Genomic DNA, 26393 nt, shown 5'->3' on the forward strand with positions numbered 1-26393 from the left:
ATCACCGTCCTCGCTTCTTCCAGGACCACACCCAGGGGACTCCCATGGCCTATTACCGCATCCAGCTCAACGACGGCTCCAGCCACACCCTCCAGGCGGTGCGGATCCGCACCGACGCCCGCAGCCTCTACCTGGAGGAGCGGGCCGCGGGCGACTGGCGCGAGGTGTTCAGCAACCCCATCACCGAGGTCGAGCGCATCCAGCGTCGCTTCACCGAGAACGACGGCACCTGGACCTGGCTCCAGGAGCGGCTGCCGGCGCCCGTGGGGGCCGCGCGCACCTGGTGATCGACCCGATCGTCTCTGAGGGGACCGGGACCCCGTGGCCTCCCGGGACCCGCTCTCGCCCTGCGGCGCTCCACCCGAGCGGACTCGGGGCGCCATCCGGAGCAACCGGAGCACGCTGACCGTGCCGGCCACGCGGAGCGCCCTCGCGCCGCCGGACCGCGCGGACCCGCCCGAGGGCCCGGACCACACGAGGCAGACGGTCCCGCCGGCGAGCGTGGGCCCGCACACGCGTCCCGGGCGACCCCGCGCGGTCCACCGCGCCCGGGGAATCGACCGAGGAACGCACCACGACGGTTGCCGGTGCCGCCGGTTTCCGGAACGATCCGGCGCGGGCGGCGGCACCGTAGGGCCGGAACACGACGTTCCCGTGACGGGCCGCCGCACGCCCCCGCGAGGCTTCGGCAGGCGTCACGGCACCTGGAAGGCCCGTCCGGAGGGCGTCCGCGATGAACCTCCGGACGGGCATGCCCCCATGAAGGGGCGTCTGGGAGCCCCGTGGGGCTCGATCGCGGGCCGCGCCGACCGGGGCCGTCGGCGTGGTGGTCTCCGCCGACCGGACCGGGTCCGCGAAGCGGCACGTGGCGGGTCGTCCGTCGGCGGGGGGACGACGTGGACCGGGTTCGGGGACCGACCGATGTCGACGTTCGCGCGGCGCGCCTCGACGGCGTGCGCCACCGATGCGCCCTGTGGACGACGTACGGGCCGACGGGGACGGGTGCGCGGTGACTCGGGGTGCGGACTCCCGCCCCCGGTGACCGAACGATCCACGTGTCCTGCGGCGCGACCCTACTTACTTAATGTTCATTAAGCAAGAGAGTTCGCGGACGTGTCGGTATAGCGTGGACGGGTCCCGGGCGCGCAGACCCCCCGACCGTCGGCCCGGAGTACCCCGCGCGGTACGAGGAAGTGGAGCACAGCGATGAGCGAGACGAACCCCTCCGGCCCACCTTCTCCCGGGAACGGCCCGCCCTCCCCCGCACCGCGTCGGCGGGTCAACCGTCGCGAGCAGATCCTGCGGACCGCGGCCGACCTGTTCGCCGCCCGAGGGTTCAACAACACGTCGCTGGCCGACATCGCGGCCACGCTCGACATCACCCCCGCGGGGGTCCTGCACCACTTCGGTTCCAAGACCGAACTGCTCACCGCGGTCCTGGAACGGCGCGACAGCACCGACCCGCCTCCCGTGGGCGGCGCCATGCTGGACCACCTGGTCTCCACCGCCGAGCGCAACGCCGCACGCCCCGGCACCACTCGGCTGTACGCGGTGCTGTCCGCCGAGAGCGCGACCGTCGACCACCCCGCACAGGAATGGTTCCGCGACCGCTACACCGTCCTGCGCGGCGAGGTCGAGCAGGCGGTGCTGGACCGGGTCGGGCCGGAGTACCGGGACGCGGCGAGCGCCCCCGGATCGAGCGGCCACACCCCCGCCCGCTCCGCGGCCACCGCCATCCTGGCCGCCATGGACGGGCTCCAGGTCCAGTGGCTGCTGGACGCGGAGTCGGTGGACATGGCCGCCGTCACCGACCTGGTGATCGACGCCCTGATCCTCCGGTTGCGCGCACCGGACCCGGCGCGCTGGTCCGACCCACAGGAGCACTGAGCGGGGCACCGGCCGAGGTCCCGTGGCCGGGCGGAGCCCGGTGTCCGGCGGCCGACCCGGGCGACCGGCGGGGCGGGCGAGGAGGCCCGTCCGGTCGACCGTCCGAGAGGCCGATCGGAGGCCCCGCCGAGACACCCCGGGCGACCGGCGGCGCAGGGCCGCACGGCATGCGCCGCCGCGACCCGGAACCACCGGCGGGGCGCGGGCCCCGCGCCGCACCCCGCCGTCGAGCACCCGGTGGTCCTGGACCCGGGAAGCCCCGCCCACAGAGAAGGGGCGCCCGCGGTGCCGTGCACCGCGAACGCCCCCGGTCGTCTCCGCCCGGCCCTCAGAGGCCGGCGACGACGCCCGTGTCTACAGGTCCTCCCCGTGGACGGAGCCCGGGGTCCCGTCGGTGGTCATCTGCGGGTCGTCGGTCTCACTGCCGTCGAGCCAGTCGTCCCAGGACTTCTGCCAGTAGCCCCAGCCGTTGTCCCACTCGAACTCACGGTCGGTGCCGGTGGTGTCGAGGATGTCGCCCATCAGGGTGTTCTCGAAGAACCACTGCGCGTCGTCCATCCGCAGGTTGGTGCACCCGTTGGAGGTGTTGGCGGAGCCGATGTTGGAGTTGGCCGACATCTCGTGGACGAACTCACCGCTGTTGGAGGTGCGCACCGCGTACTGCACGTCGACCATGTACGAGCCCGGGGTGCCCTCGGGGATGCCCACGGTGCTGGAGTCCATGGTGATGTGCTCGTAGCGCTCCATGAGCACGTGGGTGCCGCTGGTGGTGGTGTCGAACCGGCGGCTGCCCTTGCCGTTGCTCACCTCGAGGGTGCGGTCGTGCTCGCCGTCGATCTCGATGACCATCTCGTGGTCGGGCACGTGCATGGTCGCGACGAGCTCGCGGCCGATCTCGAAGTCGATCTGGTAGTTGCGCACACCGTAGACACCCTCCGAGGCCTCGACCCCGGCCAGGTTGAGGTCGACGGTGACGCTCTGGTGCGGCTCCCAGTACTCCTCGGGCCGGAAGACGGCCATCTGGTCGGTCACCCAGTTCCAGGCGCCGGCGAGCTCCTGCTCGGCGACCACGTTCATGGAGTTCTCGACCTGGGACTTGTTGGAGACCGGCATGTCGAAGTTGATCACGACGGGCATGCCGACACCGACGGTGTCACCCGAGCTCGGGAAGTTGGAGGCGAGCTCCAGGCGCTGCCCGGGGGTCGCGTCCAGCGTGGTGAACTCGGTGGTGAACTCGCTCTCCTCACCGGCCTCGTTCTCGGCGGTGGCGGTGACCACGACCTCGGAACCGGGGCGCAGGTTCCAGTCGCTGACCCACGCGGTCCCCTCGTCGTCGAGGGTGCCGGTCATCGCGTAGAGCTCCGCGTCGTCGCCCTCGCCCTCACCGGCGGCCTCGCTGACGACCACCTGGTCGACCTGGACGTCGGTGATGGTCCCCTGTTCGGCGCTGACCCGGATGGGGGTGTTGGGGGCGACCTCCTCGGTGCCCTCCTCCGGCGTGATGCTCACCTGGACCGGCTCCGCGTCCGCGGCGGGGTCGGCGTTGCTCTGCGTCTCGGCGTCTCCGGAGGTGCAAGCGGTCGCGACGAGCGCGAGCGCCACAAGTCCGATACCGAACCGGCGCGTCACCGCCGACTGGGTCATGCCCGTCACGTCTGGACCTCCATAGAACATCTCGAAACCCGGCCTACTCCTGTGTTAGACGCTCCGAACCGGAAAAGGTTCTGAACTCACGCACATCGGTATCGAGCGGTTACCGGATGGAGTCCGACCCGCTTTGACCGGAACCGCCGAGAATACACCCAGGGGGTACAGGGCCCGACCGTCGGGGGTGGACGAGTTTCCCGTCACCCACAGGGCTTCCGCCTTGCCTCTCCATGATGCCGCGCCTAGAATCTTGTTCGTTCGCTCAGCTTTCTGCGCGGACCACGTGTTCATCCGCGCAGGTCTTCCGGTGGAGACCTGGTCGACACGAAGGAGCGGTGCCGTGCCCTGGCTGTGGTTGTCCGGAGCGATCCTCCTGGAGGTTCTCGCCACCACCTCGCTCAAGTTCTCCGAGGGGTTCACCCGTCTGCTCCCCTCCATCGCCGTGGTCATCGGCTACGGCGGAGCGTTCTACATGCTCTCCCAGGCACTCACCAAGGGCATGCCCCTCGGGATCGCCTACGGGACCTGGGCCGCGATCGGCGTCGCCCTGGTCGCCATCATCGGAGCGGTGTTCCTGGGCGAATCCCTCACCTGGATCCAGGTCGGCGGCATCGCCCTGGTCATCGCCGGGGTGATGGCGTTGGAGATGGGAGGACAGCACTGATGCCGTACACCGACCGCGCGCACCGCATCCGTGTCGAGCGGTGCCGCACCGGCCGTCCCGGAACCGACCGGGACCCCGCACACCGCACCCACCCGACCGTCCGACCGAACGAGCACCCGTGATCAGCGCACATCCGACCCCGGAGAACATCAGCGACGGCCGTCGACGCAAGGGCGAACAGCGTCGTCGGCTGCTGCTGGACGCCACCATGGCGGTCATCGCCCGCGAGGGGGTCGCCGCGGTCAGCCAGCGTCGGGTCGCCGCCGAGGCCGGGGTGCCGCCCAGCACGGTGACCTACTACTACGCCACCGTCGACGACCTCCTCGTCGACGCGCTCACGCGGGTCAACGACGCCTACGTGACGGTCGTGGAGGCGCTGCCGTCAGACCCCGACGAGGCGCTGCGCGGTTTCGCGGCGCTCATCGCGGAGGGCACGGGGCACGACCGGGCGCACGCCCTGGCGGAGATGGAGCTGTTCCTCATCGCCGCCCGTCGTCCTTCCCTGCGCGCGCAGATCGTGCGCTGGAACGACGCCGTGGACGCCTTTCTGGCCCCCTACCTTCCGACCCCGGACTCCCGCGCCGGGGTGGCCGCCGCCTGCGACGGCTTCTTCCTGCGCTGCTGCGTACTGGAGCCACCGCCCTCCGCCGACGAGGTGTACCGGACGCTCAGCCGCCTGATCGACCGCGAACGGGGCCTCGACCACGAACGCCCCTGACCGACCGCGTCCGTCTCGGGACGGGTGGACCCAGGGAGCGCACCGCCCACAGCCCACGGCCCTCGGTGCACCCACCCGCCCGGTGGACCGCACCAGGGCGAACGCCCGACCCTCGCCGGTGGACTCCCACCGGCCGGGCCCGCCCGTCGGCACCCACCGACCACAGCCCACCGGCCGGAACCCACCGACGACCGTCCTCAGATCCTCCTGTGCTCCGAGCCGTCCCGGACCATGTCCACCAACAGCCGCAGCACGAACATCGCGGTGGCGGCCAACAGGGACCAGGCCAGCAGGCTGAGCGCCTGGGTGTGGGTGGCCAGGTCCGACCAGGCCACCCCCGGCTGTTCGGTCACGTTGAACAACCCCACCGACATGAACCCGGTGACCACCGCCAACACGGTCATGACGCCACGGCGCACGACCGAGCGCAGGAGTCTTCGGTCCTCAGGGTGGGCGAACATCCGCGCCTGCACCGTGAACCGCCCCTTGTGGAGCTGGTCGGTGATCCTGTCCAACCGTCGGGGCAACCGGCGCAGGGTGGGCAGCAGGGCCAACAGCTCCCCGGAGGCCATCTCCCGCAGGTTGCCGGTCCCCAACTGCTCCGACATCCGCGCCCCGGCGAACCGCTTGGCCTCGGACACGGTGTCGAAGCCCGGCGCGAGGAACACCAGGGTGCCCTCCAGCGTGGCCAGGGCCCGGAACACCGCCGCCAGCTCGGCCGGCAGGACCAGGCCGAACCGGGTGACCAGCATGAGCAACTCGGTGAACATCCGCATGCTGGCCGAGGCGCCCCCGTGCAGGTAACGCGCCATGAACTGGCCGAGCGAGCGGCGCAGGCGTTCGGTGTCGATCTCCCCCGGGTCGTCCACCACGTCCAGGAGGGTGTCGGTGAGCAGGACGGCGTCGCCCCGGTCGATGGCCAGCAGCATCATCTGGAGCGCCTCACGGGTGCGGGCGTCCAGGCGTCCCACCGAGCCGTAGTCCAGCAGCCCCACACCGCCGCCGTCGAGCAGCAGGATGTTGCCCGGGTGCGGGTCGGCGTGGAAGATGCCGCCGACGAGCACCTGCTCCAGCAGACAGTCCAGCAGGGTGCGGGCGATGTCCTCGCCCCGCTCCCCCGGCACCCCGGTGCCGTCGATCTGGCTCCCGTGCAGCCGCTCCATCACCAGCACGCGACGGCTGGTGTAGGCCTCGTACACCTTGGGGATGCGCACCGGCGAGTCCACGGAGGCGTCCGCGACGGCGGCGATGTTGGCCGCCTCCACCTCGAAGTCGAGCTCCTCCACCAACGCGTCGGCGAACCCCTCGGCCAGGTCGCGCACGCCGATCGCCCGCCCCCAGTATGTGTGCTCGTCCACGCGCCGGGCCAGCCGCCGGAGGATGTCGAGGTCCCGGCGGACCACGGGGGCGATCCCGGGCCGCTGCACCTTGACCACGACCTCCTCCGACCCGCCGCGCAGCCGTGCCGTGTGCGCCTGGGCGATGGAGGCGGCCGCCAGCGGCTCGGGGTCGAACTCGGCGAACATCTCGTCGACGTCGCGCCCCAGCTCGGCGGCCACACAGTCGCGGACCTGGTCGGAGGGGACCCGGGCGACCTCGCTGTGCAGCCGGCCCAGTTCCTCGACGAACACCGGGGGCAGCAGGTCACGGCGGGTGGCCAGCACCTGGCCGAGCTTGACGAACACCACCCCGGCCTCCTCCATGGAACGGGCCAGGGAGCGGGCGAGCCTGCGCTGCGCCGAGGTGTCCTCCACGCCCTCGCGGCGACCGATGACGTAGCCGCCCAGGCCGTGCCGGACCAGGATCCACAGGATCGCGCGGTACCGACCCAACCGGCCGAACAGGTGGGACGCCTCCCGCACCATGGCGACCGGGCGGACGCGGGTCCCCCGTGGCAGGAGCAGCTCCAACGCCACGAAGGCGAGCATCGAACCCACGGCCATCGCGAAGAGCATCAGCGCCATGAACCCGGGCTCCTCCAGCCGGGCGGTGTCGGTGTCGGAGAGCGCGTCGAAGGTGCCGAAGTAGGCCAGCACCGCGCCGACCGCGCCGAGCGGCGCGCCGAACAGCGCGGCCAGGGCCAGGCGTGGCAGGTTGAAGGGCACGTCCATCAGCCGGCTGGCGAGCGTGCCCAGGCCCAGCAGGACCAGGATCAGCATGACCAGTGAGAAGACCTGGCCGATGATCATGCCCAGCACCGAGGTGATGGTCAGGGGTTCCACGGGAAGACCCTTCTGCGGCACGGCGCGACACGGGTGCCGCGCGGTGGGAGGAACGGGGTGACGGGTCGTCCCCGCCGAGCACAACGATGCCGGCTCCCTCCGACGTGCGACAGCCCGCGTCCCCAGGCTGTGGAAAACCTCCCACGACTCCGCACACGCGTGAGGGCCCGCCGGATTCCGGCGGGCCCTCGTCGTCGCTCAGGACGTCAGTGGATCTCGTGACCTCAGCAGGTCAGCTCCCAGGAGCACTCCAGCTCCCCGCCCACCGTGGGCGCGCTCCGCAGCGCCGTCGTACCCTCCGGCACCTGGTTGCCCAGGTACTCGGCGAGCCGGACGACGATCGCGTCCTGCACGTGGAGGGGCGCCGCACCGGCGTGGTCGTTGTTGACGACGCTGAAGTACAGCTCGGCGCCGTCCGGACCCTGCACGTAACCGGACAGGGCGCTCACACCGGTCATGGTCCCGGTCTTGGCCTGGGCGACGTCCGCGGCCGCCGTGTCGGCCATGCGCGAGGCGAGGGTGCCGCCCACGAACGGGTCGCCGTCCCCGGCGACCGGCAGGGAGTCGTGCCAGACCTCGTACCAGGGGGCGTCCTGCGCCCGGTCGAGCAGGTCGATCATGGTGTCGGCCGTCATCAGGTTGCCCCGGGACAGGCCCGAACCGTCGGTGAGGACGAGGTCGGAGGTGTCCACACCCAGCTCTTGGAGGGCCGTGTCGACCTCGGTCAGACCGGCCTCCCACGACCCCTCGTCGGCGCCGTGCCGGCCGAGGGTCTTGACCAGCATCTCCGTGTGGCCGTTGTTGCTGAACTTCATCAGCGGCACGAGCACCTCCTCCAGCGGCATGGAGGTGTTCTCGGCGACCACGCGGGGACGCTGCCAGTCGGCGGGGACCGCGCCCCGGTCGACGTCGCCCTCGACCTCGACGCCGTTCTCCTCCAGCGCCCGCGCGAACAGGTGACCCGCCAGGGCGGCGGGCTCGTCCACCGTGCGCACCGCCACGACGGGATCGGCGTCGACGGGCAGCGTGCCGGTGACCTCGATGGTGTTGGTGCCCACCGGCCGGTCGATCGCGAGGGTGTTCTCGGCCTCGGCGGAACCGGTGACGGCCTGGTTGTCGAGTTCGACGTAGCCCTCGGCGGCGCCCGGGTCCACGCTCACCGCGTCGCCCTCGTCGGCGGCGGTGACGGTCACCTCGGTCACCCCCGTGTCGTACCGGTCGCCGTGGGCCACGGTCAGGGCGGAGATCTGCGCCGAGTAGGCGAAGGCCTCGTCCTCGGGCCACCAGTCGTCCACGAGGCGCTGGTCGTCGAACCACGAGTCGTCGGCGAACACCTCGCCCACCGAGGTCACCCCGGAGGCGGCCACGTCCGCGGCCATGGCGTCGAGGTCGTCCGCGTTCAGCGTCGGGTCGCCGCCGCCGACCAGGTACACCTCGGGAACGTCGCCGCGGCCGGGACGGCGCTCCACCACGGCCTCGGTCGTGAAGGTGTGGTCGGTACCGAGCGCCTGCAGGGCGGCCGCGGTGGAGAAGGACTTCATGTTGGAGGCGGGCAGCAACGCGGTGTCGGCGTCCTGCGAGTAGAGCGCCTCACCGGTGTCGGCGTCGGTCACGACCACACCGGAGGTGGCGCCCTCCAGGGCGGGATCGTCCAGGATCGTGTCGATGTCGGCCCGCAGGTCGTCGACGCGCTCGGCCTGGTCGGCCGTGTCGGCGATCGCGGGTGAGGGGGCCAGGGCCAGGGGAACGGTGACGAGCGCGGCCGCCAGCCACCCTCCCTGTCGTCGGAGCCTCGAGGGTGGATGGGGGGAGGCAGAGATCAAGGGTTCTCCTTCGAAGGAAACCGATCAGGGTCGACGTGAGGGTAGAAACTAACCGACCCTTGTACCCGATTTCCGGCGTTCCCACCCTTCGGCGTGTCGCCGCAGGTGGGGGCTTCGAGCACAGAACGGCGCCGTGGAGGATCGTCCTCCACGGCGCCGTTCGCGTCCCACCCTCGCCGGCGGCGCACCGCCGGCACGGGTCAGATGAGCTCCACCACCTGGGAGTAGTGACAGGCGTCCCGGTGACCGGCGCCCCGGTCCAGCAGCTCCGGCGGCTCCTCCACGCACTTGGTGCGCTCGGCCTCCGACAGCTCGCCGGCGAACTTCGGGCAGCGCGTCCGGAACCGGCAGCCCGAGGGCGGGTTCGCCGGGCTGGGGATGTCCCCCGTGACGATGATGCGCTCCCGGGTCCGCTCCTTGATCGGGTCGGGCAGCGGGATGGCGGAGATCAACGCCTGGGTGTACGGGTGCGCCGGGGCCCGGAACAGCTGCTCCGTGGTGGCCGTCTCCACGATCTTGCCGAGGTACATCACCGACACCCGGTCGGCGATGTGCTTGACCACGGACAGGTCGTGCGAGACGAACAGGTAGGACAGCCCCAGTTCGTCCTGGAGGTCCTCCAGAAGGTTGATCACACCCGCCTGGATGGACACGTCCAGCGCCGAGACCGGCTCGTCCAGGACCAGCACCCGCGGGTTGAGCGACAGGGCGCGGGCCACGCCGATGCGCTGCCGCTGCCCGCCGGAGAACTCGTGCGGGTAGCGGGAACCGTGCTCGGGGTTGAGCCCCACCAGTTCGAGGAGTTCCTTGACCCGCTTGCGCGCGTCACGGTGTCCGCTCCCGTGGATCCGCATCGGCTCGCCGATGATGTCGGCGACCGCCATGCGGGGGTCCAGGGAGGCGAACGGGTCCTGGAACACCAGCTGGAGGTCCTTGCGGAGCGGGCGCATGCGCCGGTCCGAGAGGCCGTGCAGCGGCCGACCCATGTACGTCAGCTCGCCCGAGGTCAGCCGGATGAGGTTGAGCAGCAGGCGCGCCGTGGTGGACTTGCCGCAGCCCGACTCCCCGACCAGTGCGAGGGTCTCGCGCTCGCGCAGGTCCAGGGAGACCCCCGAGACCGCCTGCACCTCACCGACCTTGCGCCGCAGCAACCCCTGGGAGCGGATCGGGAAGTGCTTGACCAGGTCGGTGGCGCTGAGCAGGACCTCGGGCTCGGTCGACCCCGCGGTCTCCGGCGCCGTTTCCGGCTCCGCGCGCGCCTCCTCCAGGTACTCCTCGCGGGCCTCGGCGATCAGGGACTCCGCCGCCTCGACCTCCGCCACCGATCCCACGCCCTCGGTGTCGACCGAGGTGGCCTGGAACAGGTCGGACGCCTCGACACCCGTGAGCTCGCCACTGAAGTGGCAGGCCGCGGTGTGGCCGTCGGCGTCGCCCGCCTCGGCGGGCCCCCGGTCGCCGCCCTCCAGGGTGAGCAGCAGTTGCGGCTCCTCCTGGTGGCACAGGTCCCGGGCCATCGGGCAGCGCGGGGCGAACCCGCACCCCTCGGGCAGGTCCCGTAGGGAGGGCGGGGTGCCGAGGATGGGCGTGAGACGGTCGGAGCGGTCGCCGTCCAGACGCGGAAGCGAACCGAGCAGCCCCAGCGCGTAGGGCATGCGCGGCCGGTAGAAGACCTCCTCCACGGGGCCCGACTCGACGATGCGCCCCGCGTACATCACCCCCACCCGGTCGACCTGACCGGCCACGACGCCGAGGTCGTGGGTGATGAGCACCAGCGCGGCGCCGGTCTCCCGGCGGGCCCGCTGGAGCGCGTCCAGGACCTGCGCCTGGACGGTCACGTCGAGGGCCGTGGTGGGCTCGTCGGCGATGATCACGTCCGGGTCGTTGGCCATCGCGATCGCGATCACCACCCGCTGGCGCATACCGCCGGACAGCTCGTGCGGGTACTGCTTGAGCCGCTGATCGGGGGACGGGATGCCCACGATCTCCAGCAGCTCCAGCGCCCGCGCCATGGCGACCTGCTTGCTCACCTTCTTGTGGGCGAGCACCGCCTCGGCGATCTGGTACCCGATCGTGTAGACGGGGTTGAGCGAGGTCAGCGGGTCCTGGAAGATCATGGCGATCTTCTGCCCGCGCACCTTGCTGATCTCCTTGTCCGACAGGCCGAGGATCTCTTGGCCCAGGACCTTGGCAGAACCCTCCACCCGGGCGTTCCTGGGCAGCAGGCCCATGATCGCCATCGAGGTGACGGACTTGCCCGAGCCGGACTCGCCCACGATGCCCAGGGCCTCGCCCCGGCGGAGGCGGTAGGAGACCTCCCGCACGGCGGGCAGCGGCCCGTCGTCCGAGGGGAACGTGACGCTGAGGTCGGTGACCTCCAGCACCACGTCGTCATCGGTCGCCGCAGCGGCGTGTTCTTCGTTCATGTACTCAGTCGTCATCGCCGCACCCTGGTCTGTCGTGGGTCGAGGGCGTCCCGGAGGCCGTCACCGATGAAGTTGATCGTCAGACAGATCAGCACCAGCAGCACACCGGGCGGATAGAACAGCCACGGACGCGTGGACACCGCCGTGCGGGCGGAGCCGATCATTTGGCCGAGCGAGATGTCCGGCAGCTGGATGCCGAGCCCCAGGAAGGACATGCCCGCCTCCGCGAGGATCGCCACGGCCACCAGCAGGGTGGCGGCGACGATGATCGGTCCGGCGGCGTTGGGCAGCAGGTGCCGGAAGATGATCCACGGGGCGGAGGCGCCCGAGGCCCGGGCCGCCTCCACGAACTCCTGTTCGCGCAGGGACAGGACGACACCGCGCACGACACGGGCGATGGTGGCCCACGAGAAGATCGCGATGATCAACGCGATCGCGGACCAGGAGGCGCCGGCCCCCGTGTTGCCCGCGATGGCCGCGGCGGCGACCAGCAGCGGGACGATGAGGAAGATGTCGACGACGCGCATCATGAGCGCGTCGACACGGCCCCCGTAGTAACCGGCGGTGGCACCCCACAGCGAACCGACGAACGTGGACAGCAGGGAGACGCTGAACGCCACCTTCAGGGTCTGCTGGGCCCCGCGCATGAGCTGGCCGAGGACGTCGTTGCCGGCCGCGGAGGTCCCCAGCGGGTGGTCGCCGCCGGGCGGCAGGTTGCTGGGGATCTCCTTGTAGACGGTGTGGTCCCAGATCCAGAAGAGGGGACCGACGAACGCGAACAGGACGATGAGGACCAGCAGGACCAGGCTGATCATCGCCGGACGGTGCCGCGAGAACCGCAGGACGATGGTCTGCAGCTGGGTCCGGTCGGCGGTGTCCTTCCGCGCCTTCTTCGGGCGCGTGCTCCCGAACATGCCGTTCTCACTCATAGCGGATCCTTGGGTCGAGCACGCCGTACAGCAGGTCGGCGACGAGGTTGGCCAGGATCACGATGACCCCGCTGAGCAGCAACCACCCCATCAGCGCGTAGGAGTCGTTGTTGTCCACCGCCGTGATGAAGAAGTCCCCGAGACCACGCCACTGGAAGACGTACTCGGTGAGGATGGCACCGTCGATGACGCTGGACACGCCGATGGCGACCACGGTGGTCAGCGGGATCATCGCGGTGCGCAGGGCGTGGCGTCGGATGACCACGTGGTTGCGCAGACCCTTGGCCCGCGCCAGCCGCACGTAGTCGCTGTTCATCACTTCGAGCATGGAGGTGCGCTGGTAGCGACTCCACGAGGCGAAGCTGATCAGCATGAGCACGATCGTCGGCAGGGCCATGTGGGCGAAGGCGTTGAGGAGCTGGTCCCCCAACGGCTGCCCCTCGGCCCGGAAGCGCCCGTCACCGATCGTGGCGAAGACCTGGTCGCCCACCAGCTGGTTGAACTTCACGCCGCCCGCCTGCATGATGCCGGCGAGCCAGAAGGTCGGCATGGCCAGCGCCAGGAAGCCGATGAAGGTGAGCGTGTAGTCGAGCTTGGAGTACTGGCGCAACGCGCTGATGACACCGGTGATGATCGCCAGCCCGAGCGCGAAGATCATCGCCGCGCCGACCAGGCGCAGGGTGGTCCACAGCCGCTCGACGATGGCGGGGCCGATCTCGTACTGGGGCCCCTGGGTGGACGGTCCGAACTCGCCCTGGAGCAGGCCGATGTCGCCGTTGCCGCCGATCCCGGTCATCCACAGCCAGTACCGCTCCGGCATCGAACGGTCCAGGTAGAGGCGTTCCTCCGCCTGCTGGATGACCTCTTCGGTGGGCGGTGGCTGCTGCATCCGGATGTCCGCGAGCGGGTCACCGGAGACGTCGATCATCACGAAGGTGAGGATGGATGCGAGGACCAGGACGGGTAGGGCGCCCAGGACGCGTCGCATCGTGTAAACGAGCATGGAAGTGATCCTTCAGGGGTGAGCGAGGATCGGCCCGGTCCCGGGAGGGTGTCCCGGGACCGGGCCTGGGATCGCGTGACGCCCTAGTCGGCGAGGGTCCATTCACCGATGTTGTAGGTGGCGCGGTAGCTGGAGTGGAGGTTGTCCTCGACGCCGGCCAGACGGTCCGAGTTCACGAACGAGTAGTACGGCTCGTGCATGATCGGTAGGACGTAGGCCTCGGGAACCAGGGACTCCATGGCCTCGTTCATGTGGTCGGCCGCGGTGTCCAGGTCGGGGGCGTTGGCCGCCTCGTCGGTCAGCTCGTCGACGTCGTCGTTGCTGTAGGCGCCGAAGTTGCTGCCGCTGTCGCTGCCCCAGTACTGGCTGCCGGAGGTGACGAAGTACGGGTTGCCCTGCCAGCCGAACTGCGCGATGTCGTAGTCGGCCTCGGCGAGCATGCCGCCCAGGTCGTCGGTCACCTCGATGTTGGTGGTGATGCCGATCTCCGACAGCTGGGCCTGGATGAGCTGGAGCGAGGTGTTGCGCACGACGGAGTCGGTGCTGCGCAGGCGGAAGGGACCGACCTCGTCGCCGTCCAGCGTGAGGGTGTCACCGACCTCGTAGCCGGCCTCCTCCAGGATCTCGGTGGCGGCGTCGACGTCACCGGTGCCCTGCGACTCGCCCTCGAAGTGGTCGACGAAGTAGGGGCTGTCGTTACCGAAGATGTGGTTGTTCTTCAGCTCGTAGTCGGGGTAGCCGGCGCCGTAGTTGCGCGAGGCGATCTCGTCACGGTCGATGGCGGTGAAGATGGCGCGGCGCAGCTCGACGTCCTGCAGGGCCTCGTTGTTGAGGTTGAGGTCGACGTGCTCCCAGGCGGCGCCCTCACCGATCGTCGTCGTCGCGTTCTGCAGCTCGTCGATCTGGGTGAAGACGTCCTCGTTGTACGAGGAGGGGCTGCCGCCGTCGATCTCGCCGTTGGAGAAGGCGTTGACGAAGGTGCCCTCGTCGGTGTTGAACATGAAGGTGATCCGGTCCAGACCGGGCTCGTCACCGAACCACTCCGGGTTCGGCTCCTTCACGACCTCGTTCTCCAGGTCGCCCGAGACGATCTGGTACGGACCGCCGGACCACTCGGGGCGCTCGGAGTGCATCCACGCGAAGTACTCGCCGAGGTCGTCCGGGTCGTCGACGTCCAGGCCGTTCTCCTCGGCCAGGTGCGCGGGGAGGAAGCCGCCCGCGACGCTGTGGGAGTCGAACAGACCCATCCACTCGGCGTTCGCCTGGCCCTCCTTGAGGGTGACCGTGGCGGTCTTGCCGTCGACCTCGATGTCCTCGACCTGGTCGGGGTTGGTGCTCAGGCGGGAGTCACAGCCGTTGCAGTAGCCCTCGGCCGGACCGGCCGACATCATCCAGGTGACCCGCAGGTCCTCACCGGTCATCGGCTCGCCGTCGCTCCAGACGGCGTCGTCGGCGAGGGTGAAGCTGAACTCGAACGGCCCCTCGTCGAGGTCGTCGTTGATGAGGGTGGGCTCCTCGGCGAGGACGTCCATGTCGTACTCGTAGGTGACCGCGTCGGGCAGCCACCCGCCGGTGCTCGGAAGGATTCCGGACAGGGTCTGGATGACGTAGACGCTGCCGCCGGCGGAGCTGATCGACTGCCAGGCACCGGGAAGGGTCTCGATGACCCACGTGACCTCGCGTTCACCCCCGCCACTCTCGTCTCCGCCACCACCACAGCCACTGGCCACCAGGACCGCTGACGTCGCCGCGGCGGCGAGCGCCAGCGACTTTCGACGCTTGAACATAGTCACACCCTTGATCACTCATGCGAATCGGGACACCGGGGGACACCCCGAGGGCACACCCCGCCAAAACTAGGCGATTAGTCGATCAGAAGACCATTGAGTGAAATATCTGTATAGCCCTACTGCCGGATTCGTGACCCATCCGCAACCGGTTCGCGCCCATCACCCCGAGTCGAAGTCACGTGTCCTCAATACGTCGGTAACACAAGACGTCGACACGCATCGCCGCAGGCCAGGGACACAGGGCCAAAAGCCCCACCAATCCCGGGGATTCGGACGCCCGGCGAATGGATTGTGGTTAATCAGAGACGACGAACTGCCCCGACAGTAAAGTCAACATTGTTTAACTACAATATGGACGCACGTCACTACAAAGAGAGAAGAGGACAAACATCCACATATCGAACATGTAGCGCCAGACGATGACACTTCTCCGCGGCGCACGCCCGCGGTGAAAACATAGGATGAACCAATCACCGACACGGAGCGGGCGCACAATGCGCGCGCCCGATCGGAAACTCGTCCCGAACCCCACCGCCGAGATGACCGAAAACGGGGGCCTCACACTCCCGAAGCGGATAAGGTTCCGTGTGACGACCTCCGTCACCCCCAGCGCCCCGCCCAGCGAGAGAGGCATCCGCCGTGTCCGAATCGGTCCGCCTGGTCTGCCCTGTAGGCCGCAAGTACGTTGAGACGTGGGCCGGCTACGCTCTGGTGATTCTGGGCCTGGTGGCGGTCGCGATCGACCCGGGTCACTGGGCCAACATCACCCTCGGGGTCCTCCTGGTCGTCGGCGGCGCCGTGTCCGCGGTACACGGCCACCTCATCAAGAGCCCCGTGTTGGAGATCGCCGACGGCGAGTTCCGCTACGAACGCGGTTCCTACGTCGTGCGGATCCCGTTCGACGAGATCGGCTCCTACCACCTGCTGCCCGGCCGCATCCGTTCCCTGGGCCTCTACGACACCACCGGGCGCGCCAAGCGCTTCCCGTCGCTGGCCGGTCGCCGCACGGCGCGCAGCCACCTGCCCCTGACCGGGATGGTCCAGCCGAGCCGGGTCGAGTCCTTCATGGCCGTCGCCGGCATCCCGCCCCGCAAGCGGTCCCTGACCTCCTGAGGACGTTCCGCGCGGCCCCGCTCCCCGGGTAGGGGCGCATCGCGCGGCACCCGGGCCCGGTCGTGCCGATCACCCCGGAGCCGTGAGGATCGATCGCTCCGACACGTGACGTCGCGGCCCCGAAGCACCGCCGAATCGGCCGCCCCGGCACGGAATCAGTCGGACATTCCTCTCGATTCGCCGCACACACCGCGAAGGACATACCGCCACAAGGCCTGTTCCTTTACGCTCAACAGTGTGAAGCAGTCCAGAATCACCGCCATCCTGACCGTAGCGGGGATGCTCGCGGCCATGTGGGTGTTCGAGATCGTCGACACCATCCCCGGCATGCGGCTCGACCAAGAGTTCGGGCTGCGCGCCTGGGACACGAGCGCCCCCTGGACGGTGCTGACCGCCCCGTTCATGCACGCCAACTTTCCCCACCTGATCGGCAACTCACTGCCGTTCCTGATCCTGGGATCCCTGGTGGCCTTCAGCGGCCAAGGGCGCTTCCTGCTCACCACCCTGATCGTCGCCGTCGTCAGCGGTGTGGGCGTGTGGCTGTTCTCGGTCCCCGGTGTGCCCACCGTGGGTGCCAGCGGACTGGTGTTCGGCTACTTCGGCTACACCGTCCTGCGGGGCATCATCGAACGCAAGACCGTCGACATCGTCATCATGATCTGCGTGGTCATCTTCTACGGGACCATGATCTGGGGTGTGCTGCCCCAGCACCCCGGCGTCTCGTGGCAGGCGCACCTGTTCGGGTTCCTGGGCGGTCTCCTCGCCGCCTACGTCCTGCCCAGGCGCGACTCGGCCCGGCAGATCAGCCCCGGCAGCGGGGCCCAGGGCGGCTACTACGCCCCCTGACCGGGCCTGACGCCCGGCCGGGCACACGACACGACGGGGCCGCCCTCCACCGGGAGGACGGCCCCGTCACTCGTCTCCACGGGCGCGGACCGCGGTCAGAACTCCAGGCCCTCGGCGGCCTCGCCCAGGGTGCGCTCCAGGAACAACGGGTTCTGGGACAGCCACTGCCGTGCCCCGGCCAGCGGGTCCTCGACCCCGGGGCCGACCGTGAGCACCTCCAGGGTCGCCAACTCGTCGTCGTTCATGGTCCACTCCTGGATCCACTCGGTCAGCTCGGGGTAGTCCTCGGCGAAGCCCTCACGGCCGACCGCGTGGATGCTCTCGGTACCGCCCATCGCGCCCTGGGGGTCCTCCAGGTCCTTCAGGCCGTACTGGGCGTAGGCCGGGTGCGGACGCCACAGCGTCACGACGATGGGTTCCTGCGCGGCGTACGCCTCGCCCAGGCGGGCCATCATGGACGCGCCCGACGAGGTCTCCAGTTCGAAGCCCTCCTCCAGCCCGTACCCCGGCATGGCCTGGTCGCGGGTGACCCGGGTCAGACCGGCGTCCGGTTCGATGCCGACGATGGTCCCGCCCAACGTGTCGGCGTACCCGGGCAGGTCGTCGATCGAGTGCAGGTCCTCCATGTAGTCGGGCACCGCGAGCGTGAGGACCGCGTTGTCGTACCAGGACCCCAGGGTCTCGACCTGTCCCCGGTACTCCTCCATGTACTCGTGGTGGGTGACCGGCAGCCACATGTCCAGGTAGAGGTCGAGATCGCCGTTGGCCACGTCCTCGAAGGCCGGGGCGAGGTCGGTCTCGGTGACCGTGACGTCGTACCCCTTCTCCTCCAGGATCGCCTGCCACATGTGGGTGACGGCGATGGCCTCCTCCCAGGCGATCAACGCGATGCCGACCTCCTTGAGGTCCTCGCTCTCGGCCTCGCCCGTGCAGGCGGTCAGCAGGAGCGCGCCGCTCATCCCGGCCGCGACCAGACCCGTCAAGCCCTTACCGCTGTACATCTCGGGGGTTCCCCTTCATCGAAGACCTTCGTGTGGGCACCGCCGATGTGAGGGGTGGATCATCGGCCGGGGCCCGGTGACGTCGTCAGTGCCGACCGCCCCGTGGCGGGGCGACCGGAACGCGCCCGCCCGAAGGGCCGACGCGTGGTCGTGCTGGAAACAGTGCGTGGAACCACGGGGGGTGGTCGTCCGTTCGGGCGCGGCGGACAGGATCCTGCGCCACCCGGAGAGGTACCGCAGGGGGCCGCGAGGGACGAACCCTCCCACCTGCGGCGCAGGAGGTTCCCGCCCCACCGGCGTCCGAACACGGGCCGAAGCGCGAGCGAGGGCCCTGACGGACACAGCCTAGAACTCCAGGCCCTCGGCGTCCTCACCCAGGGTGCGCTCCAGGAACGCGGGGTTGTCGGAGAGCCACACGCGGGCGCCCTCCTCGGGGTCGTCCTCGTACTCCTCCAGGGTCAGCTCCGCGAGGGACGAGAACTCGTCGTCGGTCAGCTCGAAGTCCTCCAGCCAACCGGCCGCCTCGGGGTGGTCCTCCCGGAACCCGTCACGGCCGACCGCATTGATGGTCTCGGCCTCGCCCATCAGCCCCTCGGGGTCCTCCAGGTCCTTGAGGTCGAACTGGGCGTAGGCCTGGTGCGGGCGCCACAGGGTCACCACGATCGGGTCCTGTCCGCTGACCGCCGCGTCCAGCTCGGCGATCATCGCGGCCGAGGAGGACTCCACCAGCTCGAAACCCTCGTCCAGCCCGTAGCCGGGCATGGCGTCCTCCTTGGTGATCCTGGTCAGACCCGCGCCCGGGTCGATGCCCACGATCCGCCCGTCCAGCTCGTCGACGTGGTCGGGCAGGTCGGCGATGCTGTCCACGTCGTCCATGTACGCGGGGACGGTGAGGGTGAGCACGGCGTTGTCGTACCAGGCACCAAGGTCCTCCAGCCCGCCGCCGTAGTCCTCCCAGTAGTCCCCGTGGGTCACCGGGAGCCACACGTTCATGTACAGGTCGAGGTCGCCGTCGGCCAACCCCTGGTACATCGGGGCCACGTCGATGCCGGTGACCGTGACGTCGTAGTCCTTCTCCTCCAGGATCAGCTTCCACATGTGGGTGACGGCGATCGCGTCGTCCCAGGCGACCAGGCCCATCTCGATCGCGCGTCCGTCACCACCACCCGAGTCGGAACCGGCGGTGAGGTCCTCGCCCCCGCCTCCACAGGCGGTCAGCGCGAGCGATCCGCTCATCCCGACCGCCACCAGGCCCATCACGTGCTTGCGGCTGTCCATCGTGACCTTCCTCTGACTACGGCTGTACAACGGCTGTCGGACGCTCCGGGCCGGGTACACGTCCTCACACGGAGAGGGCCGCCCCCACTGGTGTGGAGGCGGCCCCTCAGCGTGCGCGACCGGGACCGGCGTGGTCTCGTCCGCTCGTCAGAACTCCAGGCCCTCGGCGGCGTCGCCCAGGGTGCGCTCCAGGAACTCGGGGTTGTCGGAGAGCCACACGCGGGCGCCCTCCTGCTCGTCGCCCTCGTGCTCGACCAGCGTGAGCTCCTCCAGGGTGGCGAGCTCCTCGTCGGTCATGGTCCACTCCTCGAGCCAACCGGCCAGCTCGGGGTACTCGTCGCCGAAGCCCTCGCGGCCGACCGCGTGGATGGTCTCGGCGTCACCCATCGCGCCCTCGGGGTCCTCGAGGTCCTTCAGGTCGTACTGGGCGTAGGCCGGGTGCGGACGCCACAGCGTCACGACGATGGGCTCCTCCTCCGCGATCGCCGAGTCGAGCTCGGCGAGCATGGCGGCGGTGGAGGACTCCAACAGCTCCCAGTCGTCCAGACCGTAGGTCGGCATCGCCTCTTCCTTGGTCACACGGGTCAGACCGGCACCCGGGTCGATACCCGTGATGGTGCTGTCGAGGTCGTCGGCGTGGTCCTCCAGGTCGGCGATGCTGTTCACGTCCTCCATGTACTCGGGGACGGTGATGGTCAGCACGGCGTTGTCGTACCAGGAACCGAGGTCCTCCAGCTGGTCCCCGTACTCCTCCCAGTAGTCCTCGTGGGTGACCGGGAGCCAGGTGTCCAGGAACAGGTCCACGTCGCCGTTGGCGGCGCCCTGGTACATCGGGGCCACGTCGACGTCGGTGACGGTGACGTCGTAGCCCTTCTCCTGCAGGATGACCTCCCACATGGCGGTGGTGGCGATGGCCTCCTCCCAGGCGATCAACGCGATGTTGATCTCCTTGGAGTCCTCGGCTCCCTCGTCCGAACCACCCGTCAGGTCCTCGCCGTTTCCACCGCAGGCGGTCAGCAGGAGCGCGCCGCTCATGCCGGCCGCGGCCAGACCCGTCATACGCTTACGGCTGTACATCGTGGGATTTCCTTCCCTAGTGCTTCAGTGGGACCGGCCTGTGTCGGGGCTAGGCGCCGACGCGGGCCTGCGGGCTGTTCTTGGTGACGGCCGCGGTGAGGCGGTCGAGGAAGATCGCCAGGATCACCACGGCGATACCGGCCTCGAAGCCGAGCGCACCGTCGTTGCGGGTGATGCCCTGGTAGACCTGGCTGCCCAGGCCGCCGGCGCCGACCATGCCCGCGATGACGACCATGGACAGGCCCAGCATGATGACCTGGTTGACGCCCGCCATGATCGTGGGCAGGGCCAGGGGCAGCTGGATACCGGTGAGGATCTTGTTCCGCGGGGCGCCGAAGGCCTCGCCCGCCTCCACCAGTTCCTTGTCGATCTGGCGGATCCCCAGCTCCGTGAGGCGCACGCCGGGCGGCATGGCGAACACGATGGTCGCGACCACACCGGGCACCGAGCCGATGGAGAAGAAGAAGATGGCCGGGATCAGGTAGACGAACGCCGGCAGCGTCTGCATCAGGTCCAGGACCGGCTTGATGATCTTGCTGACCAGGTCGTTGTAGGCCGCCACGACGCCGATCGGGATCGCGATGACCACGGCGATGAGGCTGGCCACCAGGACCAGGCCGAGCGTGTCCATGGCGTTGGACCACTGGCCGACGGAGGCCACGATGGTCAGGGCGATGAGCGCGAACAGGCCCATGCGCCAACCGGCCACCGAGAGCGCGAGCAGGCTCAGCAGCAGGATCATGAGCAGCGACATCGGGTCGGTGACCAGCATCGGCAGGATCAACCAGCCGAGCAGCACCAGGGCCAGCCAGCCGCCGGCCACGACGCCGGCCCGGACGCGGGTCCGGCTCTCCACGACTCCCAGCGCGGTGACCGCGATGAGGAAGACCAGGGAGATGACGAAGTACGGCTCGACGTTGGTGTCGAACAGTCCCATGGCCCACAGGAACAGCCACGGGACGGCGTTGATGATGGCGGTGACCGCTCCGAAGAGCGCCTCGATGATGTAGAGCGCCGAGACGCCGACGACGATGGCGAGCAGCGGCATGCGCCGCCAGCGCACCAGCGGGGCGGCGATGATCACCGCGGCGATGAAGGCCAGCTGCCCGGCGCCGGGAGCGACGAAGAACCCGGACAGGGCGGCGACCGCCCAGCGGATGAAGTCACCGGTCAGCTCGAAGAAGAGACCGAAGTTGTCCTTGAGCCAGGTGTTGAGGGCCTCGAAGCCGGCACCGATCGGCAGGCTGGGCGGGAAGTCGACGGGTGTCACTTGCTTTCCTTCCCGTTCGCGGTCCCGTTCTCGGCGGCCCCGAGCGAGGCCAGGACGGACTCACGGGTCACCATGCCGAGGACCTCGCCCTGCTCCGAGACCACACGAAGGCGGTCCGCGGCGGAGACGCTCGGGTACAGGTCCGCCACCAGGGTGTCGGCGCTGACCTGCGGAGCGGCGTCGTCCTTGGCGATGGCGCCGTCGATGACGGCGGACGCCGTGAGCACACGGGTCCGGTCGACGTCCTCGACGAAGCGCTCGACGTACTCGTTGGCCGGCGCGTTGAGGATCTCGGCGGCCTCGCCGATCTGGGCGACACGACCGTCACGGAGCACGCAGATCCGGTCACCGAGGCGCATGGCCTCGTTGAGGTCGTGCGTGATGAAGATGATCGTCTTGCCCAGGCTCTCCTGGAGTTCCAGGAGCTGGGTCTGCATGTCGCGGCGGATCAGCGGGTCCAGCGCGCTGAACGCCTCGTCCATGAGGATGATGTCCGTGTCGGCGGAGAGGGCGCGGGCCAGGCCCACGCGCTGCTGCATACCGCCGGAGAGCTGCTGCGGGAGCTTGTCCTCCCACCCTTCGAGCCCGACGAGGGCGAGGGTCTCCTTGGCCTTGGCGAAGCGCTCGGCGCGCGGAATGCCGCGCAGCTCGAGGCCGTAGGCCGCGTTCTCCAGCACCGTGCGGTGCGGAAGCAGGGCGAAGTGCTGGAAGACCATGCTGATCTTCTCGCCCCGCAGCTTGAGCAGGTCCTTCCGGTGAAGGGCGGTGATGTCCACGCCGTCGACCTCGACCGTGCCTGCGGTCGGATCGAGAAGGCCGTTGAGCATCCGGATCAGGGTGGATTTCCCCGAACCGGACAGGCCCATGACGACGAAGATCTCGCCCGGTTGGACCTCGAAGGACACGTCGATGACCGCTGCGGTCACGTCGAGGTCGGCGATGGTGTCCCGGTGACTTCCGTCGGCGAGCCGCTCAACGGCCGCCTTCGACTGTTTACCGAACACCTTGTACAGGTGGTCTGCGCGTACTGCTGCCACGGTCTCCTCTATGGGGCTGTCCCTGCCGCGAAGGCGTTCCGGGGCCGTACGCCCCACCACCGTTTCGCGGATGTCTCAGGTGATTGGTCCGCGCAGAGCCCCCAGTGCGCACCCGACAGTGGGTGTCACCAACACCTGGTCAACGTCGGGGCGCCACCTTACCGATATAGGAACACACAGTTCAGGCGGTAGGTCACTACCAAATAACATGTTTAACCGCCATAAAACGTGTCTATCGACCTGTAGCACGGGATGCGGATTCCGCAGAGCGCCCGGTTGTGATCTATACCACTGCTTATTTTAGGGCGATGACGGTCACAGTTCCATGTCAGGCACACTAAGCGACAGAACGTGTCAATTCATGACCGTACCGTAAGCACTTCTTGGGTCGCCGAAGCGACCCCCCGACCTCAGCCGTCGGCCTCCACAATCCTTGTGCGCACGAAGTTCTGGTGCGAACGCGACGGCGTCGGGCCACGTTGACCCTGGTAGCGGGAACCGTAGGCGGCGGACCCATAGGGGCGCTCCGCCGGCGAGGTCAGCCGGAACATGCACAGCTGCCCGATCTTCATGCCGGGGTAGAGCTTGATCGGCAGGGTCGCGACGTTGGACAGCTCCAGGGTCACGTGCCCGGAGAAACCGGGGTCGATGAACCCGGCCGTGGAGTGGGTGAGCAGACCCAGGCGCCCCAGGGAACTCTTGCCCTCCAGTCGGCTGGCGATGTCGTCCGGCAGCGTCACCACCTCGTAGGTGGACGCCAACACGAACTCGCCCGGGTGCAGGATGAACGCCTCGTCCCCGTCGGTCTCCACCAACCGGGTCAGGTCCGGCTGTTCCACCGAGGGGTCGATGTGCGGGTACTTGTGGTTCTCGAACACCCGGAAATAGCGGTCCAGGCGCACGTCGATGCTCGACGGCTGGACGAGGGAGGCGTCGAAGGGATCGATCCGGACCCGCCCGGCGTCGATCTGGTTGTTGATGTCACGATCGGAGAGCAGCACGCTGTCGAACCTACCGCCTGCGAGAACACCCCGTCGGCCGCTTCTCGGAGGCGGTCGGGCGGCGCCGACTTGCCCTCGAGGCCCCGACTTGGGCTAGGATAGCCAGCGTTGGCCGCCGCAAGCGGTGAGCCCACGCGGATGTAGTTCAATGGTAGAACTTCAGCTTCCCAAGCTGATAACGCGGGTTCGATTCCCGTCATCCGCTCCAGACGCACAAACGGCCAGGTGGTTCGAGGTTTTTCGAACACCTGGCCGTTTGCTTTTCCCGGGGTGTGAGCCGGTCGCCGTGCCGCACACGTGCCCTCTGCCCGGACCTGCCCTCCCGCCGAAGCCTGGTCACCGCCGACCACGACGCCCCGGAGCCACTCCCCTGCGGTCCCGGTGACGGCGCGACGGTCGCGTGACCAGGCACTCCGACGGTGACCTCGGCGCCGGACAGGACCGCTTCTCGCAGCACGGAGGGTGAGGTTCGCCGTCAGAGGGCACGGGCAGAAGGTTGCGTGAGCCGTCGAACCCGGGTTGTCTTACCGCTAGCGGTCGGCACCGGCCCACCCCCACCACGGAGCGGGAGTCCCGACCAGTGAACGACAGGTCCGAAGACCTCCAGACGCTGATCATCTCCGGGTGCCTGGTCGTTCTGGGGGTGCCGTTGGTCGTGTTGATCTGGGTCTGCGACGACCGCTTCTCCTGGATGGGGTGTCTGGGGATACTGACGGGCGTGCTGACACTGCCCGGGCCGGTCAGGAGGTACCGGGCGCGGAGCGGGAAGCGTCGTCCTCAGGCCACCCCGCCTTCCGAGGGAGACTCCGATCCGTGATCACCGTCCGCGGGTGACATCGCCACCGAGACGGGATCCCCTCCGCGGTCCGGCCGCCGAACCGCTGCACGACCCCTGATCCAGGCCCGTGAGCACGGTTGGGCCCAGTGCGTCGGGATGACCTTCACAGGAGCGTGAGCGCCCGGTACACCGCGACGACCGTCGACGCACCGACGATCTCACCACGTGCGATGAGATCCACCGCCTCCTCCAGAGGCCACCAACGGATCTCCTGCGTCTCGTTGACGTCCGGCGTGGTACCGGTCGGATCGGCGCCGCGCGCGAGGTGGATGATCTGGGGTTGGTCCACCGACCCGATCGCGGGTTGGAAGGTCACCATGTGCTCCATGGAACGGGGGCGCCACCCCGTCTCCTCCTCGACCTCACGCGCCGCCGCGGTGTGGATGTCCTCGGCGCCGTCCACGTATCCGCCCGGTAGCTCCCACACCCAACGGTCGATGATGAACCGGTGCCGTCGCATCAGCAGGACTTCGCGCTGGTCGTTGACCACCAGCGTCATCGCGGCCGTGGGCATGGCCACCACGTACTGCGTGAAGGACACCCCGTCCGGGAGGGTGATGTCGACCGTGGACAGGCGAATGTGCCGGTTCTCGTCCACGAGCCTCTCACCGTGGATCGTCCATTGCGTACTCACACTGACACCCTGGAGCGGTCTCGCTCCACGTGCCCCGCGGCGGAACGACCATTCGGAAGACGATGGCCCGCCGCCGTCGTCGCGAAGAGTGCCCGGGGTTCGCGGACCTGTGTGAACGGGATCGGTCCTCACCTCCACCTGCTTCTACCCGATGGGCGTCGACGTCGGTACGGGTCACCCGATCGGCCCCGCCCCGGTGCGCCAGCACCGGTGTGGGGAGCCTACCGAGCCCCGACCGGGCCACCGTTCTCGATCGGGTCCACCGTTCCGCCCGGATCTGTCGCCGCGCTGTCCCGCGATGCGTGTCCCGTCACCGCCCCCGGGGCACACACGCGTGAAGCCGCCGGTCAGGCGAGTGACCCCCCGCCGTGAGTGATCCCGGCCCCTGCATCTTTCGTAGCCCCGGTCCGACCGGCGAGGGCCGACGTTCGTCAGGGGGCGAATGGTCCTCGCGGTCGATGCCCCACGGCACCCCGCATCCCTAGCTTGGACGGTGACAGCAAGCGACGTCACCATCACGCACTCCACCAGGGAAGGGTCGGGCATGTTCGACAACCGTAGGAAGCGGACGGGGCGGAGCCGTGGCCGCGGGACCGCGATCGTGGGGATGGTGGGGGCGGGCGCGTTTCTGGGAGCGACCGCCGTCGCCGCACCGGCCCACGCGATCATCGGTGGGGAGGACGCCACCGAGGAATACGGGTTCATCACCGCCCTCTACGACGACAACGACACCCACTACTGCGGCGGCGCTCTGGTCACCGACCAGTGGGTGCTCACCGCCGGACACTGCACCGAACCCGAACAGATCGACGTGCGTGTGGGCAGCAACGACCAAACCCAGGGCGGCAGCGAGCGCGAGATCGTCGAGGTCGTCGAACACCCCGACTACGAGGTCGTCGACGTCTCCGAGGACCCCGACCACGAGTTCTCCCAATATCTGCTCTGGAACGACCTGGCCCTGCTCCGACTGGACTCCCCGGTCGAACAGGAACCCATCGACATCGCCACCGACCGGGCCGTCCCCGAGTCCGAGGTACGCGCCCTGGGCTGGGGCATGCTCGACGAACTCGGCGAGGACGGCAAACCCGACCTGCTCCAGCAGCTCGACACCCAGATCGTGAACGCGGACCGCTGCGCCCAGATGGACCCCGACAGCGACCTGTGCTCGGAGCACCCCACCGACCAGGCCCAG

Annotated in this window: 22 protein-coding genes and 1 tRNA gene; 9 read left to right on the forward strand and 14 right to left on the reverse strand. The window is 69.2% G+C overall.

Annotated elements, in window-relative coordinates; genetic code table 11:
- Window positions 1-44 precede the first annotated feature (44 nt).
- Together DSY14_RS15500 and DSY14_RS15505 are read left to right on the forward strand one after the other, a co-directional pair.
- Window positions 45-287, forward strand: a complete 243-nt coding sequence (locus tag DSY14_RS15500) for a hypothetical protein (protein WP_211717274.1) — start codon at window positions 45-47, stop codon at window positions 285-287.
- Between the two features lie 919 nt (window positions 288-1206).
- The gene (locus DSY14_RS15505) at window positions 1207-1887 is read left to right on the forward strand and encodes a TetR/AcrR family transcriptional regulator (RefSeq protein WP_211717275.1); all 681 of its coding nucleotides are present in this window, start codon (window positions 1207-1209) and stop codon (window positions 1885-1887) included.
- 354 nt (window positions 1888-2241) lie between these two features.
- Here DSY14_RS15505 and DSY14_RS15510 read toward each other — a convergent pair whose 3' ends face one another.
- The gene (locus tag DSY14_RS15510; protein ID WP_211717276.1) at window positions 2242-3540 is read right to left on the reverse strand and encodes an Ig-like domain-containing protein; all 1299 of its coding nucleotides are present in this window, start codon (window positions 3538-3540) and stop codon (window positions 2242-2244) included.
- Window positions 3541-3874: 334 nt separating this feature from the next.
- On the opposite strand from DSY14_RS15510, the gene DSY14_RS15515 reads away from it, so the two are divergent.
- Both DSY14_RS15515 and DSY14_RS15520 read left to right on the forward strand, forming a co-directional pair.
- Entirely contained in the window at window positions 3875-4198 is a 324-nt protein-coding gene (locus tag DSY14_RS15515) for a multidrug efflux SMR transporter (RefSeq protein WP_211717277.1), read from the forward strand.
- 208 nt (window positions 4199-4406) lie between these two features.
- Window positions 4407-4916 carry a TetR family transcriptional regulator gene (locus DSY14_RS15520; protein ID WP_249187950.1) on the forward strand — a complete coding sequence of 170 codons (510 nt, stop codon included), beginning with the start codon at window positions 4407-4409 and terminating at the stop codon, window positions 4914-4916.
- A 197-nt stretch (window positions 4917-5113) separates the two neighbouring features.
- On the opposite strand, the gene DSY14_RS15525 is transcribed toward DSY14_RS15520, so the two are convergent.
- From DSY14_RS15525 to DSY14_RS15550, 6 genes are all read right to left on the reverse strand, one after another.
- Window positions 5114-7138, reverse strand: coding sequence for an AarF/ABC1/UbiB kinase family protein (locus DSY14_RS15525; protein WP_211717279.1), 2025 nt, complete (start codon window positions 7136-7138; stop codon window positions 5114-5116).
- 224 nt (window positions 7139-7362) lie between these two features.
- Window positions 7363-8961 carry a D-alanyl-D-alanine carboxypeptidase/D-alanyl-D-alanine-endopeptidase gene (gene dacB / locus DSY14_RS15530; protein ID WP_211717280.1) on the reverse strand — a complete coding sequence of 533 codons (1599 nt, stop codon included), beginning with the start codon at window positions 8959-8961 and terminating at the stop codon, window positions 7363-7365.
- 200 nt (window positions 8962-9161) lie between these two features.
- The gene (locus tag DSY14_RS15535) at window positions 9162-11399 is read right to left on the reverse strand and encodes an ABC transporter ATP-binding protein (protein WP_211717281.1); all 2238 of its coding nucleotides are present in this window, start codon (window positions 11397-11399) and stop codon (window positions 9162-9164) included.
- Window positions 11396-12313 carry an ABC transporter permease gene (locus tag DSY14_RS15540; protein WP_211717282.1) on the reverse strand — a complete coding sequence of 306 codons (918 nt, stop codon included), beginning with the start codon at window positions 12311-12313 and terminating at the stop codon, window positions 11396-11398. Before DSY14_RS15540 ends, DSY14_RS15535 begins: the two co-directional genes overlap by 4 nt.
- Window positions 12306-13316, reverse strand: coding sequence for an ABC transporter permease (locus DSY14_RS15545; RefSeq protein ID WP_211717283.1), 1011 nt, complete (start codon window positions 13314-13316; stop codon window positions 12306-12308). The genes DSY14_RS15540 and DSY14_RS15545 overlap by 8 nt, the downstream gene beginning before the upstream one ends.
- An 83-nt stretch (window positions 13317-13399) precedes the next feature.
- Window positions 13400-15103, reverse strand: coding sequence for an ABC transporter family substrate-binding protein (locus tag DSY14_RS15550; protein WP_211717284.1), 1704 nt, complete (start codon window positions 15101-15103; stop codon window positions 13400-13402).
- Window positions 15104-15745: 642 nt separating this feature from the next.
- Here DSY14_RS15550 and DSY14_RS15555 point away from each other — a divergent pair.
- Together DSY14_RS15555 and DSY14_RS15560 are read left to right on the forward strand one after the other, a co-directional pair.
- On the forward strand, window positions 15746-16219 hold the full coding sequence (locus DSY14_RS15555) for a hypothetical protein (protein ID WP_211717285.1): 474 nt from the start codon (window positions 15746-15748) through the stop codon (window positions 16217-16219).
- 237 nt (window positions 16220-16456) lie between these two features.
- Window positions 16457-17065: a rhomboid family intramembrane serine protease gene (locus tag DSY14_RS15560; RefSeq protein WP_211717286.1), complete on the forward strand. Its 609-nt coding sequence runs from the start codon at window positions 16457-16459 to the stop codon at window positions 17063-17065.
- Between the two features lie 95 nt (window positions 17066-17160).
- Here DSY14_RS15560 and DSY14_RS15565 read toward each other — a convergent pair whose 3' ends face one another.
- From DSY14_RS15565 to dcd, 6 genes are all read right to left on the reverse strand, one after another.
- Complete coding sequence (locus DSY14_RS15565; RefSeq protein WP_211717287.1) at window positions 17161-18066, reverse strand: glycine betaine ABC transporter substrate-binding protein; 906 nt, start codon at window positions 18064-18066, stop codon at window positions 17161-17163.
- 345 nt (window positions 18067-18411) lie between these two features.
- Window positions 18412-19344, reverse strand: a complete 933-nt coding sequence (locus tag DSY14_RS15570) for a glycine betaine ABC transporter substrate-binding protein (RefSeq protein ID WP_211717288.1) — start codon at window positions 19342-19344, stop codon at window positions 18412-18414.
- Window positions 19345-19491: 147 nt separating this feature from the next.
- Window positions 19492-20421 (reverse strand): glycine betaine ABC transporter substrate-binding protein, encoded by a 930-nt coding sequence (locus tag DSY14_RS15575; RefSeq protein ID WP_211717289.1) that lies wholly within the window; start codon window positions 20419-20421, stop codon window positions 19492-19494.
- A 49-nt stretch (window positions 20422-20470) separates the two neighbouring features.
- Window positions 20471-21691, reverse strand: a complete 1221-nt coding sequence (locus tag DSY14_RS15580) for a proline/glycine betaine ABC transporter permease (RefSeq protein ID WP_211717290.1) — start codon at window positions 21689-21691, stop codon at window positions 20471-20473.
- Complete coding sequence (locus DSY14_RS15585) at window positions 21688-22728, reverse strand: glycine betaine/L-proline ABC transporter ATP-binding protein (RefSeq protein ID WP_211717291.1); 1041 nt, start codon at window positions 22726-22728, stop codon at window positions 21688-21690. Before DSY14_RS15585 ends, DSY14_RS15580 begins: the two co-directional genes overlap by 4 nt.
- Window positions 22729-23138: 410 nt before the next feature.
- On the reverse strand, window positions 23139-23729 hold the full coding sequence (dcd, locus tag DSY14_RS15590; RefSeq protein WP_211717292.1) for a dCTP deaminase: 591 nt from the start codon (window positions 23727-23729) through the stop codon (window positions 23139-23141).
- 134 nt (window positions 23730-23863) lie between these two features.
- Here dcd and DSY14_RS15595 point away from each other — a divergent pair.
- Both DSY14_RS15595 and DSY14_RS15600 read left to right on the forward strand, forming a co-directional pair.
- Window positions 23864-23937, forward strand: a tRNA-Gly gene (locus DSY14_RS15595).
- Between the two features lie 372 nt (window positions 23938-24309).
- Window positions 24310-24546, forward strand: coding sequence for a hypothetical protein (locus DSY14_RS15600; protein ID WP_211717293.1), 237 nt, complete (start codon window positions 24310-24312; stop codon window positions 24544-24546).
- Window positions 24547-24670: 124 nt separating this feature from the next.
- Here DSY14_RS15600 and DSY14_RS15605 read toward each other — a convergent pair whose 3' ends face one another.
- Window positions 24671-25201 carry an NUDIX hydrolase gene (locus DSY14_RS15605; protein WP_211717294.1) on the reverse strand — a complete coding sequence of 177 codons (531 nt, stop codon included), beginning with the start codon at window positions 25199-25201 and terminating at the stop codon, window positions 24671-24673.
- Window positions 25202-25745: 544 nt separating this feature from the next.
- Between DSY14_RS15605 and DSY14_RS15610 the strand changes: the two genes are divergently transcribed.
- The coding region (locus DSY14_RS15610) for a trypsin-like serine protease (RefSeq protein ID WP_211717295.1) at window positions 25746-26393 on the forward strand (648 nt) is incomplete at its 3' end.

It is taken from the genome of Nocardiopsis sp. MG754419, from assembly GCF_018207095.1.
Taxonomy (GTDB): Bacteria; Actinomycetota; Actinomycetes; order Streptosporangiales; family Streptosporangiaceae; genus Nocardiopsis.

Excerpts from the sequence above, each read along its gene's own strand:
- DSY14_RS15500 (WP_211717274.1), top strand. The coding sequence starts at position 45 with ATGGCCTATTACCGCATCCAGCTCAACGACGGCTCCAGCCACACCCTC.
- DSY14_RS15505 (WP_211717275.1), top strand. The coding sequence starts at position 1,207 with ATGAGCGAGACGAACCCCTCCGGCCCACCTTCTCCCGGGAACGGCCCG.
- DSY14_RS15520 (WP_249187950.1), top strand. The coding sequence starts at position 4,407 with ATGGCGGTCATCGCCCGCGAGGGGGTCGCCGCGGTCAGCCAGCGTCGG.
- DSY14_RS15535 (WP_211717281.1), bottom strand. The coding sequence starts at position 11,399 with ATGACGACTGAGTACATGAACGAAGAACACGCCGCTGCGGCGACCGAT.
- DSY14_RS15540 (WP_211717282.1), bottom strand. The coding sequence starts at position 12,313 with ATGAGTGAGAACGGCATGTTCGGGAGCACGCGCCCGAAGAAGGCGCGG.
- DSY14_RS15545 (WP_211717283.1), bottom strand. The coding sequence starts at position 13,316 with ATGCTCGTTTACACGATGCGACGCGTCCTGGGCGCCCTACCCGTCCTG.
- DSY14_RS15550 (WP_211717284.1), bottom strand. The coding sequence starts at position 15,103 with ATGTTCAAGCGTCGAAAGTCGCTGGCGCTCGCCGCCGCGGCGACGTCA.
- DSY14_RS15565 (WP_211717287.1), bottom strand. The coding sequence starts at position 18,066 with ATGTACAGCGGTAAGGGCTTGACGGGTCTGGTCGCGGCCGGGATGAGC.
- DSY14_RS15570 (WP_211717288.1), bottom strand. The coding sequence starts at position 19,344 with ATGGACAGCCGCAAGCACGTGATGGGCCTGGTGGCGGTCGGGATGAGC.
- DSY14_RS15575 (WP_211717289.1), bottom strand. The coding sequence starts at position 20,421 with ATGTACAGCCGTAAGCGTATGACGGGTCTGGCCGCGGCCGGCATGAGC.